General features: G+C 33.3%; 16 protein-coding genes and 3 tRNA genes. 7 read left to right on the plus strand and 12 right to left on the minus strand.

What is annotated here, in order from left to right; genetic code table 11:
* Window positions 1–147: 147 nt before the first annotated feature.
* A complete protein-coding gene (locus C1X07_RS12290) occupies window positions 148–648 on the plus strand; it encodes a phosphoribosyltransferase family protein (RefSeq protein ID WP_103070310.1) in 501 nt (166 codons plus the stop codon).
* Here the strand turns inward: C1X07_RS12290 and C1X07_RS12295 are convergent.
* Window positions 640–1161, minus strand: a complete 522-nt coding sequence (locus C1X07_RS12295; RefSeq protein ID WP_103070311.1) for a shikimate kinase — start codon at window positions 1159–1161, stop codon at window positions 640–642. The genes C1X07_RS12290 and C1X07_RS12295 overlap by 9 nt on opposite strands.
* A 132-nt stretch (window positions 1162–1293) precedes the next feature.
* Here C1X07_RS12295 and C1X07_RS12300 point away from each other — a divergent pair.
* The 4 genes from C1X07_RS12300 (at window position 1294) to C1X07_RS12315 (ending at window position 2524) form a co-directional block, all read left to right on the plus strand.
* A tRNA-Lys gene (locus C1X07_RS12300) sits at window positions 1294–1366 on the plus strand.
* A gap of 77 nt (window positions 1367–1443) precedes the next feature.
* Window positions 1444–1516 (plus strand) — tRNA-Lys (locus tag C1X07_RS12305).
* Window positions 1517–1584: 68 nt separating this feature from the next.
* Window positions 1585–1668 (plus strand) — tRNA-Leu (locus tag C1X07_RS12310).
* 385 nt (window positions 1669–2053) lie between these two features.
* On the plus strand, window positions 2054–2524 hold the full coding sequence (locus C1X07_RS12315) for a hypothetical protein (RefSeq protein ID WP_103070312.1): 471 nt from the start codon (window positions 2054–2056) through the stop codon (window positions 2522–2524).
* Between the two features lie 106 nt (window positions 2525–2630).
* Here the strand turns inward: C1X07_RS12315 and C1X07_RS12320 are convergent, their stop codons facing one another.
* From C1X07_RS12320 to C1X07_RS12330, 3 genes are all read right to left on the minus strand, one after another.
* Entirely contained in the window at window positions 2631–3071 is a 441-nt protein-coding gene (locus C1X07_RS12320) for a hypothetical protein (protein ID WP_128755264.1), read from the minus strand.
* A 216-nt stretch (window positions 3072–3287) separates the two neighbouring features.
* The gene (locus tag C1X07_RS12325) at window positions 3288–6530 is read right to left on the minus strand and encodes a TonB-dependent receptor (RefSeq protein WP_164914150.1); all 3243 of its coding nucleotides are present in this window, start codon (window positions 6528–6530) and stop codon (window positions 3288–3290) included.
* A gap of 81 nt (window positions 6531–6611) precedes the next feature.
* On the minus strand, window positions 6612–7781 hold the full coding sequence (locus C1X07_RS12330; RefSeq protein ID WP_103070315.1) for a FecR family protein: 1170 nt from the start codon (window positions 7779–7781) through the stop codon (window positions 6612–6614).
* A gap of 85 nt (window positions 7782–7866) precedes the next feature.
* Here C1X07_RS12330 and C1X07_RS12335 point away from each other — a divergent pair, with 85 nt between their 5' ends.
* A complete protein-coding gene (locus tag C1X07_RS12335; RefSeq protein WP_164914151.1) occupies window positions 7867–8427 on the plus strand; it encodes an RNA polymerase sigma factor in 561 nt (186 codons plus the stop codon).
* A 209-nt stretch (window positions 8428–8636) separates the two neighbouring features.
* The gene (locus tag C1X07_RS12340) at window positions 8637–9533 is read left to right on the plus strand and encodes a MerR family transcriptional regulator (protein WP_103070317.1); all 897 of its coding nucleotides are present in this window, start codon (window positions 8637–8639) and stop codon (window positions 9531–9533) included.
* A 9-nt stretch (window positions 9534–9542) separates the two neighbouring features.
* Here C1X07_RS12340 and C1X07_RS12345 read toward each other — a convergent pair whose 3' ends face one another.
* The 8 genes from C1X07_RS12345 to C1X07_RS12380 form a co-directional block, all read right to left on the minus strand.
* Window positions 9543–10103 carry a TlpA family protein disulfide reductase gene (locus C1X07_RS12345; RefSeq protein WP_103070318.1) on the minus strand — a complete coding sequence of 187 codons (561 nt, stop codon included), beginning with the start codon at window positions 10101–10103 and terminating at the stop codon, window positions 9543–9545.
* A 175-nt stretch (window positions 10104–10278) separates the two neighbouring features.
* Window positions 10279–11187, minus strand: a complete 909-nt coding sequence (locus C1X07_RS12350) for an anti-sigma factor (protein WP_103070319.1) — start codon at window positions 11185–11187, stop codon at window positions 10279–10281.
* Between the two features lie 73 nt (window positions 11188–11260).
* Window positions 11261–11929 (minus strand): Crp/Fnr family transcriptional regulator, encoded by a 669-nt coding sequence (locus C1X07_RS12355; RefSeq protein WP_103070320.1) that lies wholly within the window; start codon window positions 11927–11929, stop codon window positions 11261–11263.
* A gap of 330 nt (window positions 11930–12259) precedes the next feature.
* Window positions 12260–14527, minus strand: coding sequence for an aconitate hydratase (locus tag C1X07_RS12360; RefSeq protein ID WP_103070321.1), 2268 nt, complete (start codon window positions 14525–14527; stop codon window positions 12260–12262).
* A 320-nt stretch (window positions 14528–14847) separates the two neighbouring features.
* Window positions 14848–15282 (minus strand): hypothetical protein, encoded by a 435-nt coding sequence (locus C1X07_RS12365; RefSeq protein WP_103070322.1) that lies wholly within the window; start codon window positions 15280–15282, stop codon window positions 14848–14850.
* Between the two features lie 246 nt (window positions 15283–15528).
* A complete protein-coding gene (locus C1X07_RS12370) occupies window positions 15529–16485 on the minus strand; it encodes an AAA family ATPase (protein WP_103070323.1) in 957 nt (318 codons plus the stop codon).
* A gap of 7 nt (window positions 16486–16492) precedes the next feature.
* On the minus strand, window positions 16493–17941 hold the full coding sequence (locus C1X07_RS12375; protein ID WP_241507251.1) for a peptidylprolyl isomerase: 1449 nt from the start codon (window positions 17939–17941) through the stop codon (window positions 16493–16495).
* Window positions 17934–18782 (minus strand): peptidylprolyl isomerase, encoded by an 849-nt coding sequence (locus C1X07_RS12380; RefSeq protein WP_103070325.1) that lies wholly within the window; start codon window positions 18780–18782, stop codon window positions 17934–17936. Before C1X07_RS12380 ends, C1X07_RS12375 begins: the two co-directional genes overlap by 8 nt.
* Window positions 18783–18830 lie beyond the last annotated feature (48 nt).

Raw genomic sequence — 18830 nt, forward strand, 5'->3', positions numbered from 1 at the left:
TTCTATAGATCTACGCACAGATACCGAACTCTTTTTTATATTTGAAAATTCATAATAGAATAGATGAAATTTCGTCTACTTTTAGCAATATGGTGATTAATTTTAGTCTATCCATTCTATTATACTAGTAATTCATAATCCAAAAGCATGCAAACCGATCAGAATATAATCCTTACCCACGAACAAATACAACGCAAAATAAAACGTATTGCTTATCAGATATACGAAACCAACGTTAATGAAAAAGAAATTATAATTGCTGGGATTGCTGAAAACGGATTTGTATTTGCCCAAAGGTTGAAAGACATTGTAGAAAATATTTCTGATCTCAAAGTTACCTTATGCGAGGTTACTATGAATAAGAAATCCCCTCATAACACTATAAACACTTCTCTAAAACCAGAAGAATATACAGATAAGTCGATTGTCTTAGCTGATGATGTGCTTAATTCGGGTACAGCCCTCATTTATGGCGTAAAACATTTTCTTGATGTCCCTCTTACCAGGTTTAAAACGGCAGTTTTAGTTAATCGAAATCACAAAAAATATCCAATTAAAGCAGATTTTAAAGGAATATCATTATCTACCTCTTTGCACGAGCACATTATTGTAAAATTTGGAGACAAAGATTTTGCCATTTTAAAATAACGCAGCGATACTCTCTTCACTTATCTGGTTTGCATCTTTCTGGTCTGTACTTATTTTATAATCTGCCTGGTTATAATAAAAAGAACGTTCGAACAAATGCTTGCGAACAAAATCTTTGAGCTCTTCTTGTGTATTAAGATGTGATATTAATGGTCTTTTACTTCGTTCTGCAAACAATCTCCTTGTTAATTCATCTAAAGAAGTGTGCAAATACAGACTCTTTGCATTCTCTTTTTCTTTTATAGCTTCTAAATTACCCACAAAACAAGGTGTACCTCCGCCGAGTGAAATAATAGTATTTTCAAAAGTATCTAATACCGTTTTTAGGTAAAATGTTTCCTTTTTTCTAAAATATATCTCTCCATGCTCTTCAAAAATTTTAAAAATCGATTTTTTTTCTTGATTTTCTATATAATCATCCAAATCGAGGTACTCCAATTTCAGCTTACTTGCCAAATCCCTGCCAATCAATGATTTTCCACTTCCCATATACCCCATTAAAACAATATTCATACTCTCAAAATTTACTAGATACCATCCAAAATAAGTATCATTTTAAACAAAATGCAAATTTATATCAATTTCTTCTTGATTAATAAATTAATGATAGTATATTTGCACCCGCATTCAAGGAAAAAAATGCATGACCTGGTAGCTCAGTTGGTAGAGCATCTCCCTTTTAAGGAGAGGGTCCTGGGTTCGAGCCCCAGCCCGGTCACTAAGAAATAAATAACGATTACACTATAAAAGTTATTTAGTTAGTTCTTAAAATTATTATGTTAGTAAAATTATTATGACCTGGTAGCTCAGTTGGTAGAGCATCTCCCTTTTAAGGAGAGGGTCCTGGGTTCGAGCCCCAGCCCGGTCACTAAAAAGTATCGTATAATCTGCGATACTTTTTTAGTTTTATGTTATCTTGTAAAAGATATTTATACTGCCCAGGTGCTGGAACTGGTAGACAGGCATGGTTGAGGGCCATGTGTCCATTAGGGCGTGCGGGTTCGACTCCCGCTCTGGGCACAGTATAAAACCCACTTATCAAGCACCTAAAGAACAACTCATTAAGGATTTCTATCTTGTTTTCAGACCATGAAACTAAAGACCAATCAAAATCAACTGTCACATTTAGGAAAATAAATATTCTGATTGATCTAAAAAAAGAATCCTTCATTTAACTTAAACACTATAAAAAAGCCCTTCCTTTTACAATTAAAACCTCTATAAACAGCATCTAGCACTCAAACAATAGTCTATTCTTCATCTTATCCAAAACAGCTTAATAGTGACTTCTATTTAAGAAAAAAGTCAAAAAAAACACTATCGAATTTTAGGACATCAGCAGAAGCAAAATTATTTTGTTTTTAATAAAATAGAATTAACTTTATCCGCATTATCACACTATTTTATGAGAAAACAAATCACCTTATTCGCCTGCATTTTTATTTTTATAGCCTGCAACAACAGCAAACCTGCTCCTATTCAAACCGTTATTAAAGATTCTAAGCTTGAGGGAGCCTGGAAAATGGTGTATGGAGAAATTAAAGAGGGAGATTCTTTACAGATTAAAGACATGTCGACATCTGATTTTGTTAAGATAATAGGTAAAGATCATTTTGCTTTTTTTAATCAGGATCATATAAACGCAGATGGTTTTTATGGCGGTGGCGGAAGTTATACGCTACAAGGGGACACCTATACCGAAACGTTACAATATACAGGAGTCGAAGCCGTAAGAGGTCATAAATTCCCCTTTACTATAGAAATAAAAGGAGACACTCTAATTCAACACGGGTTAGAAGAAGTAAAAAAAGCCAATATAAAGAGGTATATCGTAGAAAAGTATGTTAGATTAAAAAAAGGGTCTAACACTAATTAAAACATACCACATCCTTCAATTTCAATGTTAGCTGAAGTATCTTATCAATAAAAGATAATAATTAGTCACTCATACATTGAGATAAAATAATACATGAATTAATAATTTACTTATTTGCGCATTTTTTTATAGATTCATAAAAAATACGATAATCTGCTACCGACACAATTTTCCCTTTTTTAGTAAGAATAATTGGCTTGTCTTCTGTAAAATTTCTTAATGACAACATATTTATAGCATACCCTTTAAAGACTACTTCAAAATGGCTTTGATCTTTAACTCTTAATTGATCTACTGTTAGTTCAAAAAAACCATCAACATCGGTATACGCACTCATACAATCATCTTCATCCAGATATAATTTTACTGCTGCATACGCAATTTTTTGTTTTTTACTATCAATTACTTTTCCTCTAATAACACTCAATTCTGGTACTCCTGTATGACTTTCTCCATTTTGATTTTTTTTGTTTGAATCTCCCTTGGATTTACAGGAAATTAAAAACACTAAGCTTATGCAAAAAATAATTATTCTTTTTAAATTCATATTTTAACAATTGTGGGGTTACAACTTTTTTTTTAGCGCTAATACTACTTCGAGATATAAAGCCTTAGTTAAATATACGAAAATAAAAATTTGTCGTTTATAGATATTTTAAAAACCTATACATGCAAATAGTTTAATACAAGCATCAAAAAAAGGGAAGACAAACCATCTCCCCTTTCTTAACATTGTATTGAACTAACTACAACACAAACTCAACTATAGGCTAAAATTAACTCTGGCAAATAAGAATCTTCCTGAGTATCCAAATTGTGATGTTCGTCTAGAATATACAAACTGATCTCCAGCTGTTCCTCCATCCCTATTTTCATCTGGATAAACATCTAGTAGGTTATTGGCTCCTATGGTGATATTTAGGTTTTCAAAAATCTTTGCAGAAAATGAAAGATCTGTTACTATTTTTCCACCATAAACTGCATCATCACTTACCACAGTTCCTTCTACCCTAGGATCTCCATTAAAATCATCAGGATCTGTTACTTCGCCAAAATACACGTTTCTCAATAACACATTATATTTCCCGATAGAAAGTGCATTTGTAAGACTTATCTTTGTTCTTGGTTGTGCTAAAGTTAAAAATGCTTCTTCCTGAGCATCAAAGAAATTCTCTCCTTGACCTGCATTATCAATTTTTTCTGGGACTCTGATCTCTTCTACTTCTGTTTCTGCAAAAGTTCCTGATAAATCACTTTTTAAACTTGCATTTTCTCCAAAATTGGCTTTATGAGAGATCACAACATCTATCCCCTGAGATTTTGTATCAATTGCATTTACAAAGAAACGAGCACTGGTAGCTCCTGCATCCTGGAATATTTGAGTCAATTCTGCATCTCCTCCATTTCCGAAACTACCACTATATACAATCCTATCATCGATATTTATCATATAAGCATCTGCTGTAATCGTAAAATTCTGGATTTTAGCTGTTAAACCAAGACTATAACTATCAGAGGTTTCTTCTTTTAATTTTGCAATCCCAATTAGAGATGCTGCTCTACTATCATTAGTAAAGGTTCCTTGCTCAAAAGGTTGATTATCTACAAAAACCGTACTTGTTCTACTAAAAAATTGCTGGTGTAATGAAGGTGCTCTAAATCCAGTACTATTCGCCCCACGAACAGAAAAGTTCTCTGATATCTTATACCGTGTAGCTATCTTATAATTAAAAGTATCTCCAAAATCAGAAAAGCTCTCATATCTACCTGCCAAGCTCACTAACCATTGTTCTGTAAAATCAGCCTCAAGATCAATATATCCCGCAATACTGTTTCTGTATTTATCTGTTTCGTTATTAGGATCATATCCTCTAAACACTTGCGACCCACCCCCAAGTACTGCACCTGTAAAGTTATTACGGACTAACTCATCATCTGGAGTAGTACTAGTAACAATATTGCCGTTAACATCATAGCTTGTATATGAAGCTTCTTCTCCTGCGGTAATCGAATAATTTTCGACTTTATACTCTGCTCCCATTGCAACATTAAATCCACTAAAAATATCCTCATGAAACTTATTGATATCCAGATTGGTAGTATTCTGCATAAAACTCAATGCTCCCGCATCAAAAGTTCTTGGAGTCGCAACTCCTAGTGTTCCATTGCTAGAGTTACCCACCGTTATATCAAAAGTATTGATCCCATATGTATTTGAAAAATCTACATTCCAATCTTTAACTTTACCTTTGATACCTACCGCGATAGATTTATCCACAATATCAGTTCCTATATTTGGTAAAAATCCATTAGGAAAAGCTGGGGTATTAGCTCTACCATCGCCTTGTGCAGGTCTACGATAGAATCCAGATGCCAATCCTTGTCTGTAACTAATTCCTCCAAAACTGTATATCTCTGTGTCTTCACTTAAGGGAATTGCCATGTTAGCAAAGAATTTTCCTTCTCTTAATTTGGCTGTTCCTACTTTAAATCTGAAATCTTCGCGTGTTAATCCACGTGCAGTCAATTCATTTTCATCCACATCAACATCTAGTAGTTCTCTAAACGTATCTACATCATCTGGGTTATTAACATCCAAAGCAGCTATCTGATCTCTAGTAGCCTGATCTAAATACGTAACTCCTTGTGCAGCCGTTTGGTAATCTGCCAATGTCATTTCTGCAACATTTCCTCCTCCAGCAGCAAAAACTCGTTCTGCCCCATGAAATCCTCTAAAAATGTCACCTTGATAATCCTTATTACGCAATGCTGGTTCTCTGGTAGAGAGTGATCCTGTAAAATTAATATACCCTCCATTTTCTCCTATAGCCAACCCATAATTAGCATCTATTTTTACTTTTTCACCGTCGCTTTCTCCTTCAAACTGGTTAGAATTTTCACTAAAATTTGCTCCTGTGGTTAGTGTCACATCTAATTTTCCTGTCGCTTTTTTAAGCACGATATTGATAACTCCTGCAATAGCATCAGACCCATATTGTGCAGCAGCACCATCTCTAAGCACTTCGATACGTTGAATCGCCGCTGTAGGAATCGCATTCATATCTGTACCTACACTACCAGCTCCAACGGTACCATTTACATTAATCAAAGAAGTATTATGCCTTCTCTTCCCGTTAATCAATACCAAAACCTGATCTGGTCCTAATCCACGTAATGACGCTGGATCAATATGATCAGTTCCATCAGAAACAGTTTGAGTTTGAGAGGTAAACGAGGGAGCTACATAATTTAATATTTCATTTACAGAAGTTTGCGGTCCTTGTGTGGCTATTTCTGTAATATCTATAACATCAATTGGAACTGTTGTTTCTGTTGCTGTACGACTGGGGTTTCTAGATCCCACAAGAACAATATCATCTAATTGTGCTGCACCATCTTTTAACACAACAGAGATAAAATCCTTACCAGATATATCAACTTCAGTGGTTTCAAAACCTAAATACGAGATAATCAAAATAGTATTCTCATCAGGTAAATTAAGCACAAAGTTACCATCAAAATCTGTCTGAGACCCAATTGTTGTCCCTTTCACTAATACATTTGCCCCTGGTAATGGACTTCCATTAGAATCTTTAACATTCCCTTTTATTTCTCTTTGAAATTCTACCTTCTTATCTAGTAAAGTAACTTTTTTCAAAACCACTTGTTTCCCTACAATAGAATAAGAAATATCAGTATCATCAAACAAGAGCTCTAAAACTTTATCTAATGTTTCTTTACCTACGTGAATTGTAGTTTTTTGACTAAGGTTCACCTCGTCATTAATATAGAAAAACTTATATGATGTCTGACTTTTAATTTCATCAAGAACCTCTGATATTGGAGTTTCTTTGAAGTTAAGTTCTATTTTGCCTTGCGAAAAGCCAGAAGTAGCCATCATCTGTAAGATTGAAAAACTAAATAAGACCAGCGTGAGCTTCATTTTTAATGCAATTGATTGATACGCCTCGTGTGAAAATGGCGTACGATTACCCTTTTTTTTCATATTTTTGAAAAGTTTGATTGTTATGTACTCAGTTAATTAATAATCGAATCAGTAAGGGAAGTGTGGCAGCACTTCCTTTTTTTACGGATTGATTACAATGTTTTTATCTTTTATATCATATGTAAAGTTTAAAGTTTCTGAAAATGTTCTAAGTATCTCTTCAATATTTTCTACATCAAATTCTCCTGTAAATCGAGTACTATTTAGCTTATCATTATTGCTTGTAATTGTCACATCATAAGTTCGCTCAATCCTTTTGTACGCCTCGGCAAAAGATTCATTTTGTAATATCATCTTTTTATTCATCCAGGATGTGTACAACATTGTATTCACTTTCTTTTTCAACATAGCTTTTTTATCCTTACTAAAAATAGCTTGATAACTGGGGGTTAGTTTTAGGGATGTATTACTGCTTTCAGGATCATTAATTGCAACTGCCCCTTCTACTAGGGTTGTTTTTATGGTTACATCTTCGGCATAAGAAGATACATTAAACTGCGTTCCTAATACCTCTACATCCACAGCTCCTGTCTTTACAATAAAAGGTTGATCTTTATTTGTAGTAACATCGAAGAATGCCTCTCCTTCAAGATAAACAATACGGTTCTTTTCTGTCGATACAAAATGTTGAGGGAATTTTAGACTACTAGCTGCATTTAGCCAAACTTTGGTTCCATCAGATAATGTAAGCTGAAACAATTTTCCCTTGGGAATAGAAATTTCTAAATACTTAGCTTCAACTGTTGTCACACCGGATTCAACAACAAACTGTCCTTGGTTTTTTTTACCTATTAAATTCCCTTTGGCATTTACTACTTCTGAGCTATCCTCAAAACCCATATAAGTAACCTTACCATCCGCTTGAACTATTCTAATTTTATCTACAGGAGAAGCCTCCTTATTAACTAGTGTAGGATTTGTTTTGATCTGGGTCACATTCGTGGTAGTATAATAATAGTACCCTCCAATTAAAATCCCTCCTAAAACAGCAGCATATTTAATAATTCTTGACCATGATTTTAACCTAATGGTTTTTGTTTTGTTTTTATCAATAGTTTCTATAAAACGTTTATAAGCAAGCTCAGAGTCTACTGGCAATTCTTTATTTGAAGCATACCATTCCTTTACTTTTTGTTTGAAAAGTATTTTATGGTCTAGATCTTCAGACAACCAGTCTTGCAACATTTCTTTCTCTGACGGCGAGATTACTCCTTCAAGATATCTCGTAATTATTGTTAAATAATCTTTCATTATTTACATTTTCTACTTAAAAGATGCAGAAAAACCACAATTCCCTTACTTTATTTTATTTTTTTTAATTTAGTCAATGATTTTTATGATGAAAAAAAGTAAGAAAAACATAGAAAAACTATTAATTAGGGGGCTTAAAGAGGGAAATCAAAACAGTTATAAAATATTGTTTGATAGATATTATTCCTGGCTCCATAATTATGTTTATAAGCTTTCTAATGATTCTTCTTTATCAGATGACCTGGTACAAAACGTTATGCTTAGGTTATGGGAAAAAAAATCATCATTACAGATAACTTCATCTTTAAAAAACTATCTATTTAGAGCCTGTCATAACGAATTTTTAATGTATTTACGTCAGCAAAAGAAAAAATACAGTACTATTGATGCATTAAAGTGGGAAGCGATACTAGAAATCCATACTGAAAAAGAAGAAGATCAATTTGATGCTGATTGGTTAAAGTTAGAAAAAGCAATTGAGCAACTTCCAAAAAAATGCAAGGAAGTTTTTAAATTGAGCCGTTTAGAACAAAAGAAGCATAAAGAAATAGCAGATATTTTAGGGATCTCAACCAAAACGGTAGAGGTACATATTAGCAAAGCTATTCGTTTTTTAAAAGCTAATGTCTCTATCTTTTTTCTTTAATACTAAGCGCCATTTTCTATAGACAATTTCAACTATTTTAAATTTTAGCTAGCTTAAACACTAATTAAAACAACACAAAACACCGCTAAAACAAAGAGATTTCTATCGTATATCATATTTTTAACAATCAACCTTAGCATTTTAACGTTAAAAGAAAAAGAAAACTATTTCTTTTTCTTTAGTTTCGTTTTTTTAATCTTATAAGAAAAGTGAATAATATTAAGCAAGTCTTTAGTATTAAAGATTTAGAAAACCTATGTGGTGTAAAAGCTCACACCATAAGAATATGGGAAAAAAGATACAATCTACTTTCTCCAGAGCGTACTGAGACTAACATACGAACTTACAACCTAAAAAGTCTTCAAAAACTACTTAATGTCACTTATTTAATAAATCGAGGTTATAAAATATCGAGAATCTCTAAACTCGATGAGCAAGAAATAAATGAATATGTAAGAAACATTGTATCAGATAACAGCTCTAAAAGCCAATCCATTAATTCTTTTAAAATAGCAATGCTTAACTATGATCTCGAATTATTTTTAGTAACCTATCAACAACTTGAAAATCATAGAAGTTTCAAGCAAATATTTGTAGATGTTTTTATCCCTCTTCTAAATGAAATTGGTTTATTGTGGCAAACTAACACTATAGGGCCATCCCACGAACATTTTATTACCAATTTGATAAAACAAAAACTACTTCTTAACATCGAAAAGCTCCAATACTCCAGACCCACCAAAAAGGATAAGGTTTTTGTATTATTTCTACCTGAGAATGAAATACATGAATTAGGTTTGTTGTATATTAATTATGAGATCCTTCTACATGGATATAAAGCGATCTATCTTGGCTCTAGTGTTCCTTTGGACAGTTTACCAAATATGCTATTTCTTCATGAAAACACTGTCTTTGTATCCTATTTTACGATCCAGCCTGAAAAAGGCAACATTACTAAATACCTACATGATTTCAATAAAATTGTATGTACCGATAAGCTTAATGAATTTTGGGTATTAGGAAAACAAATTATGGACATGCCAAAAAGTAGTTCTTCAAATCATCGTTATTTTGACTCAATCGACTCTTTGATTTTTGAACTTTAACATTAAGCTTTACTCCTCTAGCAGTTTATCAATCATTTCTCTTACCTTAGAAGTATTCCAATCTGCTGCCCCCACCTTATCGATAATTATATTCCCTTTTTTATCTATCAAATACGTCGCAGGAATAGTTTTGCTTATAAAAGGTTTTGGATGCTCTGACAACGATCTATATATGGGATAATAATAGTGTTTATCTTTCATAAACTTGTTTATTTCTGGGTCATCATCTGTTGTTACAAAGAAAAATTCTACCTTATCTTTATAGTCATTATATAACTTTTGTAACGAAGGCATTTCGGCTATACAGGGTGGACACCAAGTTGCCCAATAATTAACCAAAACAACTTTATTTTTAGACACACTAAAATTTGTAGATTCTACATTCACACCGTGTAATTTCCAATCATACGACAACACCTGCGCTCTCTCTTCTACTTTTACTATTCCTGGGCTAAAGGAAAAAATTCTAGTTAGAAAAATCTGCATCATCCCTCTGGTATTGGGGATAAAAAACAATACTAATAGAATTACAAAAATCAAATTGGAGATGTTCTTTTTATTAAATTTCATATCTTTCTATAGATTAGATTATTAGCAGTAATTGTGTCTTTGAATTCTCAATAACTTACAAAGTTATACAAATAAACTATACCGCTCTATGATATTTACAGACTTAGTATCTATTATAATAATAAAGCGCAATCATAGATTGCGCTTTAAAAACTAACAAAAAAATAACAATGAACTATCTTGACACATTTCCTGAAGGAAATGATGCATCATTAAGCTCAAATGCATAAGTTGTAGGTGCCGTTTCTGTACCTGCTGTACCGACCAATGGCTTTAACAAAAATGGTGCTACCGAATTATCCGGAAATGGTTCTATTGAAATCACAACTGCCTTTTCTCTAACATCTAATGGAAAAGTTACTCCATCTGGTGCATTTCTGAAAAAATCTTCTCCAGGTAACTGGGGTCCGTTTGAAGCTGTTTCACTAAATCCATTTGCATCTCCAGCATTGTCATCTGCAGTGTTGTTCATTGTAAAGGTTCCCGTAGAAATAGGCACTCCGTTGGAGACTACCCATCCTTCATACTTCCATCCTTCTTTAAGAGTTGGTAGCATTAAACTAGCTAGAGGTGGCATTCCCGGAGTACCAAACCAAACTCCAAACTCATCATTCCCATTATTTGCAGTGCCAGGAGCTTCATCTGTTGGTGTTCTCAAGAAAAATTCTCCTGCTGAGCTCAAAAAGTCTCCTTCTCCTACAGGTCCTAACCCAAGAGTAGCGCTATTACCTGTTCCAAAATCTCCACTTAACAACTTAGTATCTGCTGGTGCTGGATCCGAATCAGGATTTGGCTCAATCGTTAACACAAAAGATGTGGCTGCATTAAGAGACTCTGTATTTACCTGAAAAGATGTACTTGATAATTCTCCTGCGCTATTCACAGAGAATGTTCCGGTAGAAACCGGAGCGCCATTAACGATTACCCAACCTTCATAAAGGTAATCACTTCCTAAATCTTCTAATCCGTTAAGATTTAATGTTAAATTTGATTCTGGAATTACGATCTCAGAATCATCATCATTGTTACAGGAGGTAGTAATTAGTCCAATTACCAAAGCCCCTATAATTGCTTTTTTAAACATTGTTTTTTCTTTTATAGTTATTACACTATAAAAGTACCTACCGTTGTTTTAATAAAATGTTAGCCATCTAACATTACGCAACATTTTTTAATCTAATTTCTTTTCTATTGAAATCAATAACATTAGATTCTTTTAATTCGTTAAGAATAATATTCAAGGTTGGTCTTGATGTTCCTATAAGGTTTGCAATATCTTTTTGAGTATAAGGGTGCTCTATAACCATATCTCCCGTATCTGGGCAACAATGTCCATAATCTTCTTTAAGCTCGTTTAAAAACTCCAACAATCTCGTTTTGGTGTCCTTAAAAAGTAGTAACTGTAACCGCCTTTCGAGGCGTTTAAAGCGCATACCAATAAACTTATAGATCCTGAGACTAAAGGATTGGTTATCTCGCATAAGACCGTGCATTGTTTCTACACCAATAGGGCATATAGACGTTGTATTATCAACAGACTGAGCAAACTCTGTTCTTTTGTTTTCTCCCAGTATTGCTTTTTCACCAAAAATTTCTCCTCTTGTTAGAATAGCTTTTACTACCTCGCAACCATCTTCTGCATAATAACCTATTTTTACTTTTCCTTTTTCAATAAGATATACTTTATTAGCAGAATCTTCTTCAAAATAAATGTAATCGTTTTTTTTATAGGCATCAAAATCATGGTCTTCTTTAAATCTTTTGAATTTATGAGGACATAATATCCTAAAGAGATTGGCATCTTCAAAAAACCATATAGCATTCATGACAATTGTATTTTAGGATGTTAAATATGTATCTACGTCGTGAAACAGTGAAAATTCTTACATTTTTACCATAAAATTTTAGTAGTTTTATCGTAAAAAGTTACATAATTACTCTCTAATCTAATAAAAGTTTATTTATATAACCTAAGCTTTCTTAAAATATTATTCCTGCTTTAACCAAACTATGCTAATTAGTTAGTTAAGCCAGCTTTAATTACCATATCTACACATTCATTTTTACCACCCAAAAAAATACAATTCCATAAAAAAACAAACTCCTAAAGCTTTATCCTTAGGAGTTCATATTCATTGTCTATGTTTTAGAAGCGGTTATGCGTTCTGTTTTTTAATCAGATTAAGTGCAGAACCTTCTTTAAACCATTCGATCTGAGACTCATTATAAGTATGATTTAACATGATCGTATCTTTTGATCCATCTGCATGAACAATCTCCAAAGTCAATTGTTTATTTGGTGCAAATTGATCGAGATCTGTAAAGTTAAAAGTATCATCCTCTTGTATTAAATCATATTCTTTTTCGTTTGCAAATGTTAACCCGAGCATTCCTTGTTTTTTAAGGTTTGTTTCATGGATACGGGCAAATGATTTTACAATTACTGCACACACCCCCAGATGACGTGGTTCCATTGCTGCATGCTCTCGCGATGATCCTTCACCATAATTATGATCTCCTACAACAATAGTAGGTATTCCTGCAGCTTTATAAGCTCTTGCTGTGTCTGGCACTCCACCAAATTCTCCTGTTAATTGATTTTTAACAAAGTTGGTTTTCTTACCAAATGCATTTACAGCTCCGATTAGGCAGTTATTAGAAATATTATCCAAATGACCACGGTAACGCAACCAAGGTCCTGCCATAGAAATATGATCTGTAGTACATTTACCAAATGCTTTGATAAGTAATTTAGCTCCTTTAACCTCACTTCCTATTGGTTCAAATGGTGTTAATAATTGTAATCTTTCTGAGGTCGGACTTACTTTTACTTCTACACCGCTACCATCTTCTACTGGAGCCAAATAACCATTATCCTTTACTTCAAATCCTTTTGGTGGTAGTTCCCACCCTGTTGGCTCATCAAACATCACCTCTTCTCCATTTTCATTAATTAGCTTATCTGTTAATGGATTAAAGTCTAATCGTCCTGCAACAGCAATTGCAGCAGTTAATTCTGGTGACGCAACAAAAGCATGTGTATTAGGGTTGCCATCGGCACGTTTAGCAAAGTTTCTATTAAACGAGTGTACAATACTATTCTTTGGTGCATTTTTTGGATCATTATATCTTGCCCACTGCCCAATACAGGGTCCACAAGCATTAGTAAATATTTTTGCATCCAGTTGTTCAAATATCCCAAGAATACCATCTCTATCTGCCGTATATCTCACTTGTTCAGAGCCAGGGTTGATCCCTAGTTCTGCTTTCATCTTTAAACCTTTATCTAAAGCTTGTTGTGCTATAGAAGACGCACGAGATAAATCTTCATAAGAAGAATTTGTACAAGAACCTATTAATCCCCACTCTACCTGAATTGGCCAATCGTTAGCTTTTGCTTTTTCTGTCATCGTACCGCCAACTGCTGTTGACAAATCTGGAGTAAAAGGTCCGTTTAATAATGGTCCTAATTCTGATAAGTTAATTTCGATTACCTGATCAAAATATTGCTCCGGATTTTCATACACCTCTGGATCTGCAGTTAAATGCTCTTTCACTTTGTTTGCTGCATCCGCTACATCTGCCCTTTCTGTTGCTCGCAAGTAACGCTCCATAGACTCATCATAACCAAAAGTCGATGTTGTAGCACCAATTTCTGCTCCCATATTACAGATAGTTCCTTTTCCTGTACATGACATTGATGTTGCTCCTGGTCCAAAATATTCTACGATAGCACCAGTTCCACCTTTTACAGTAAGAATTTCTGCCACTTTTAAGATCACATCCTTAGGTGCGGTCCAGCCTGATAATTTACCAGTTAATTTTACACCTATCAATTTAGGAAATTTCAACTCCCAAGCCATACCTGCCATTACATCTACTGCATCAGCTCCACCTACACCTATTGCGATCATTCCTAATCCTCCAGCATTTACAGTATGTGAGTCGGTACCTATCATCATCCCTCCAGGAAAAGCATAGTTCTCTAAAACTACTTGATGAATAATACCGGCTCCAGGTTTCCAAAACCCAATTCCGTATTTATCAGATACCGATTCTAAAAAATTAAACACCTCGCTACTAATGTCATTAGCATTTTTTAAATCTTTTGCTGCACCTTCTTTTGCTTGTATTAAATGATCACAATGTACTGTTGTTGGTACTGCCACTTTCTTTTTTCCAGCTTGCATAAATTGTAGCAAAGCCATTTGCGCAGTTGCATCCTGACATGCGATACGATCCGGTGCAAAATCAACATAATCCTTACCACGTATGAACGCTTCTTTTGCTTTTGCGTCCCACAAATGCGAATACAAAATTTTCTCTGCCAAAGTTAAAGGCTTACCAGTAACTTCTCGTGCAGAATTTACACGATCAGCCAACTGACTGTACACCTTTTTTATCATATCGATATCAAATGCCATATCTAATTGTTTTTAAGTATTGAAAAGTCTTGCGAAAATACGAATTTTAAAGGATTTTCTTAAATGAATACTTTCAATCCTTTCTTTTTACATTTTTAAAAAAATAAGGGTCTTCATTTATCTAAATTCATAAATTTGATTTGTGAATTTTATGTAATTACTAAAAATTAAGATAAGAAAATACTTAGGTAATTATTTAATTTACGAAAACGTTATAGTTCTAATATAAAAAATAGCTCAAAAAGAGTCATATTATGTAAAAAACAGAAAAGTGAAGTTGTAAAACCCCACTTTCTTATAAAAAAAACTTAACTAATAGTTTAATCTTCTATTTTACGACCTTTTTCTTTTCTCCCTTTTCTTCTTTTCATCTTTTTGAAATGAGCTAATTGTATTTCTGACAACGAAGTTTCAAACTTTTCTTTTTCACCCTTCATGACCGTTCTATGATCTTTGAACATTACTAATTGCTCATCACTATACGTATCTTTTAATGCTTTTTTCCTCTCCATTCTAGATAGATTTTGATCCTCTAAAACAGCTAGTTGTTCTTCAGTAAAGGTAGACCTCATTTCTTGCTTGTGCTCTTCCCTAAGTTTTCTGTTATTTTCTAATTGATTTTTCTGATCTTGCGAAAGGCTTTCATAGAATCCTTTTCTCAACCCTCTGCGCTCCTTATCATGCTCTTCAGTCTGTCCTGACAATGACAAAATCCCTATAACTATCAGTATAGAGGTTACTATTCTTCTTCTCATTTATTTCTTTTCTATATTAAACAATACATTTGTTGAACGTTCAATAGTAAGACCATAAATTTTGAAAAAGGTTTAATTTTTCTAGAGAGAGGCTTTGGAATACAGAATTAATGAACATGTTACTAGACTAAATCATAGGCTCCAATATCTGATAAATGAACAGTCAAAAATGGGTGTTATCTATAGATTAGATATATATTCTACATTTCTTACAAAAGAGAAGAAGTCATTTGTTAATCTCTATTCCTAAAATAAGCTATTAATCACATCTTCTACACTAACTCCTTCGGCTTCTGCTTTATAGTTTTTAATAATACGATGGCGAAGAATACCCATAGCAACAGCCTGAACATCCTCTATATCAGGAGAATATTTTCCTTTTATTGCAGCATTTGCTTTTGCTGCAAGTATTAGATTTTGAGAAGCTCTTGGTCCGGCACCCCAATCAATATAGTTTTTTACTAACTCTGTTGCGGTATCACCATTAGGTCTAGTTTTACCCACCATTCCTACTGCGTATTCTATAACATTATCGACTACAGGGATTCGTCGGATTAAGTGTTGAAAATCGATAATCTCTTGAGCTGTAAATAACGAGTTAACTTTTTTACTTGTATCTCCTGTAGTGCTTTTTACAACCTCCACTTCTTCCTCGAAGCTTGGATATTTTAACTCTATAGCAAACATAAATCGATCTAATTGTGCCTCTGGCAAAGGGTATGTTCCTTCTTGTTCTATTGGGTTTTGGGTCGCTAGAACAAAGTAAGGTAAATCTAAAGAGTAATGGTGACCTGCTACTGTTACTGACCTCTCTTGCATAGCTTCTAAAAGTGCTGCTTGAGTCTTTGGAGGAGTACGATTAATTTCATCCGCAAGGATAATATTAGAAAATATAGGTCCTTTTATAAACTTAAAATGTCTGGTTTCATCTAGTATCTCACTTCCTAAGATATCACTAGGCATCAAATCTGGCGTAAATTGAATTCTTTTAAAATCCAGCCCCAAAGCTTGAGATATCGTATTAACCATTAAGGTTTTAGCTAAACCTGGAACACCGATTAATAACGCATGACCACCTGAAAAAACAGAAATAAGTATCTGGTCGATTACTTTTTCTTGTCCAATAATGACTTTGGAAATTTCCTTTTTAAGTTCAGAGTGTTTTTTTACCAGTTTCTCTATAGCCGCTACGTCGTCTGACATATTATTTTTATTTTTTTAACCAGTTACCACTATACTCACAGTTTCTGTATTCTCCATTTACCTTTATATAGGTATCCATTATTTTTTCGTTTTGCCACTCTCGTATAGCGTCTATTTGTTTCTTTCTAAGCGCTAACTCTTGTATTTTGAGATAATCTTTTGAGTAATCTGCAATATGCTCATCATATCGATTAAGTACTGTAATCAATTTGAATTTTTTACGTCCTTGTCGATCTTGATCAGGAATTACCAAAGAGACTTCATTTGTTTTTAATTTGGATACTTGATCGTACAATATAGGATCAATTTTGGTAAGTTCAAAATGAGTATCTCCTGTAGTTGGATTAAGTAGTTGTCCTCCGTCTTCACGAGTTTCTTTTTCATCACTAAATTTTCTAGCTGCTTCTTTAAAATCTATTGAGCCCGAAACAATACTTGCGCGTAGAGAGTCTATCTTTTTTTTTGCCTTATCTATACTTGCTCTGGTAACATCTGGAATAAGTAAAATATGCCTTACATCGATTTCTTCTCCTCTAATTTTATCAACTTTAATAATATGCCATCCAAAATCGGTCTTAAAAGGCTCACTTACTTCACCTTCTTGAGAACTAAAAGCTACATCTTTAAATTCTTTAGCAAAATTAGTCTGACGATCAAGAGTATACTTCCCTCCTGTTGATTTAGATCCAGGATCTTGAGAATACAATACCGCTTTTGTAGCAAAGCTACTACCATTCTCTACAATATCTTCTCTAAACTGGTTTAGTCTATCGATAACTTTTTGTTCTTCTTCTTCTGTGATTTCAGGTTCAATTACGATTTGAGCAAGTTCTATTTCGGTACCAAAAAGAGGTCTTTCTTCTTCTGGAATATCATCAAAAAATTCTCTTATTTCTTCTGGAGTAATTTCGATGTCTTGGATGATCTTACCACGCATTTGTTCTGACAATCTATTAGATTTATTGATTTCAAAAAGTTCTTTCTTAAAATCTGATAAATTATCTTTTTTATAAAACTTCAACACTTTATCAATGGTTCCCAACTCATTGGTCATATAGTTTAGTTGTTGATCGACCATCGAATTAACCTCGGCATCTTTGACAATAATACTATCTTGAATGGCGTGATGTGCATATAATTTAGTTTCAAATAAGCTTCCAGCAAGTTCGCAACGACTTACATCGGCTATTGATACACCTTCACTCACTAATTGTTGATAAGCAATATCAACATCACTATCCAAAATAACATTTTCTCCAATAACCGCTGCTACACCATCAATCTTTATTTTTTGAAACGGTTGTTTTACAGAATCTATTGCTACTGCTACTGTATCATTTACTGCAATTGCCTCTTCTTTTGTAGTGGTATCTATATCCTCTATAATCTCTTGGGAATAAACTTGTGTACTTATACTAAAGGTAAGTATCGCACATAGTGCGGTAATTTTAATCATAAACTTCAAATTGTTTGTTCTCAACTGCATCTCTTGTAATATCTTTTTCTATTTTTTTTATCAGTTCCAGCTTTCTCTTATTCAAAATAATCTGCCTAATTGTAGGTTTCACGTATTCTAAAGGAGCTACTTCATTATGACTTAACACTTCTTTTATTTTTACAATATACACTCCTGTAGAGTCTCTAAGTTGTATATATTTTCCATTTTTTAAGAGTTTGGTTTTATCTTGTTTTTTCAGAACTGGAATTTTACTTAACACCTGATTAAACTTAATCCAAATAGAATCATTAAAGGAATATGCTAGATATTCTAACTTTTTATCTTCTAACTCTTGAGTATCTTCTTCATTAAAACGATTCAATTGTTGCTGCGTTGCAATAATATTCTCATAATTAGGAGGCAAATGTAAGTAACGTAATTTTACTAACTCCTCATTAAGATTAAAATTTTTTAAATTTTGATCATAATAGGATTGAAAATCTTGTTCTGTAATCTCCATATTAATGGATTTATTGATTACAGCATTCTTATATGCATTAATATATAGTGTGCTCTGATAGCTTTCTACAAGGTCATCAAAAGCTGCTAACTCTTCTTCTGTAAGATTTAACTTAGCCTTATCAATAAACAATTGTCGGGTAGCCCAAGTTTTGATATAATTATTAACAATATTTATGCTATCCTCTTTAGAAGTATTCTTTGGTACTAATTCTTCAATATCTTTTTTATATAGATAGCTATCATTTACTCTGGCAACAACTTCCTTTTTAATCTGACTTTTAAATTTTTGACAAGAAACAACTACAAATAGTAGCAACAATAATTTATAATATTTCACCTGTTTTGATCTTTTTAACTATTCTAATTAAGAGCATGCAAGATCCTC

The sequence above is a fragment of the Aquimarina sediminis genome (assembly GCF_002895435.1).
In the GTDB taxonomy this organism is placed as follows: Bacteria; Bacteroidota; Bacteroidia; order Flavobacteriales; family Flavobacteriaceae; genus Aquimarina; species Aquimarina sediminis.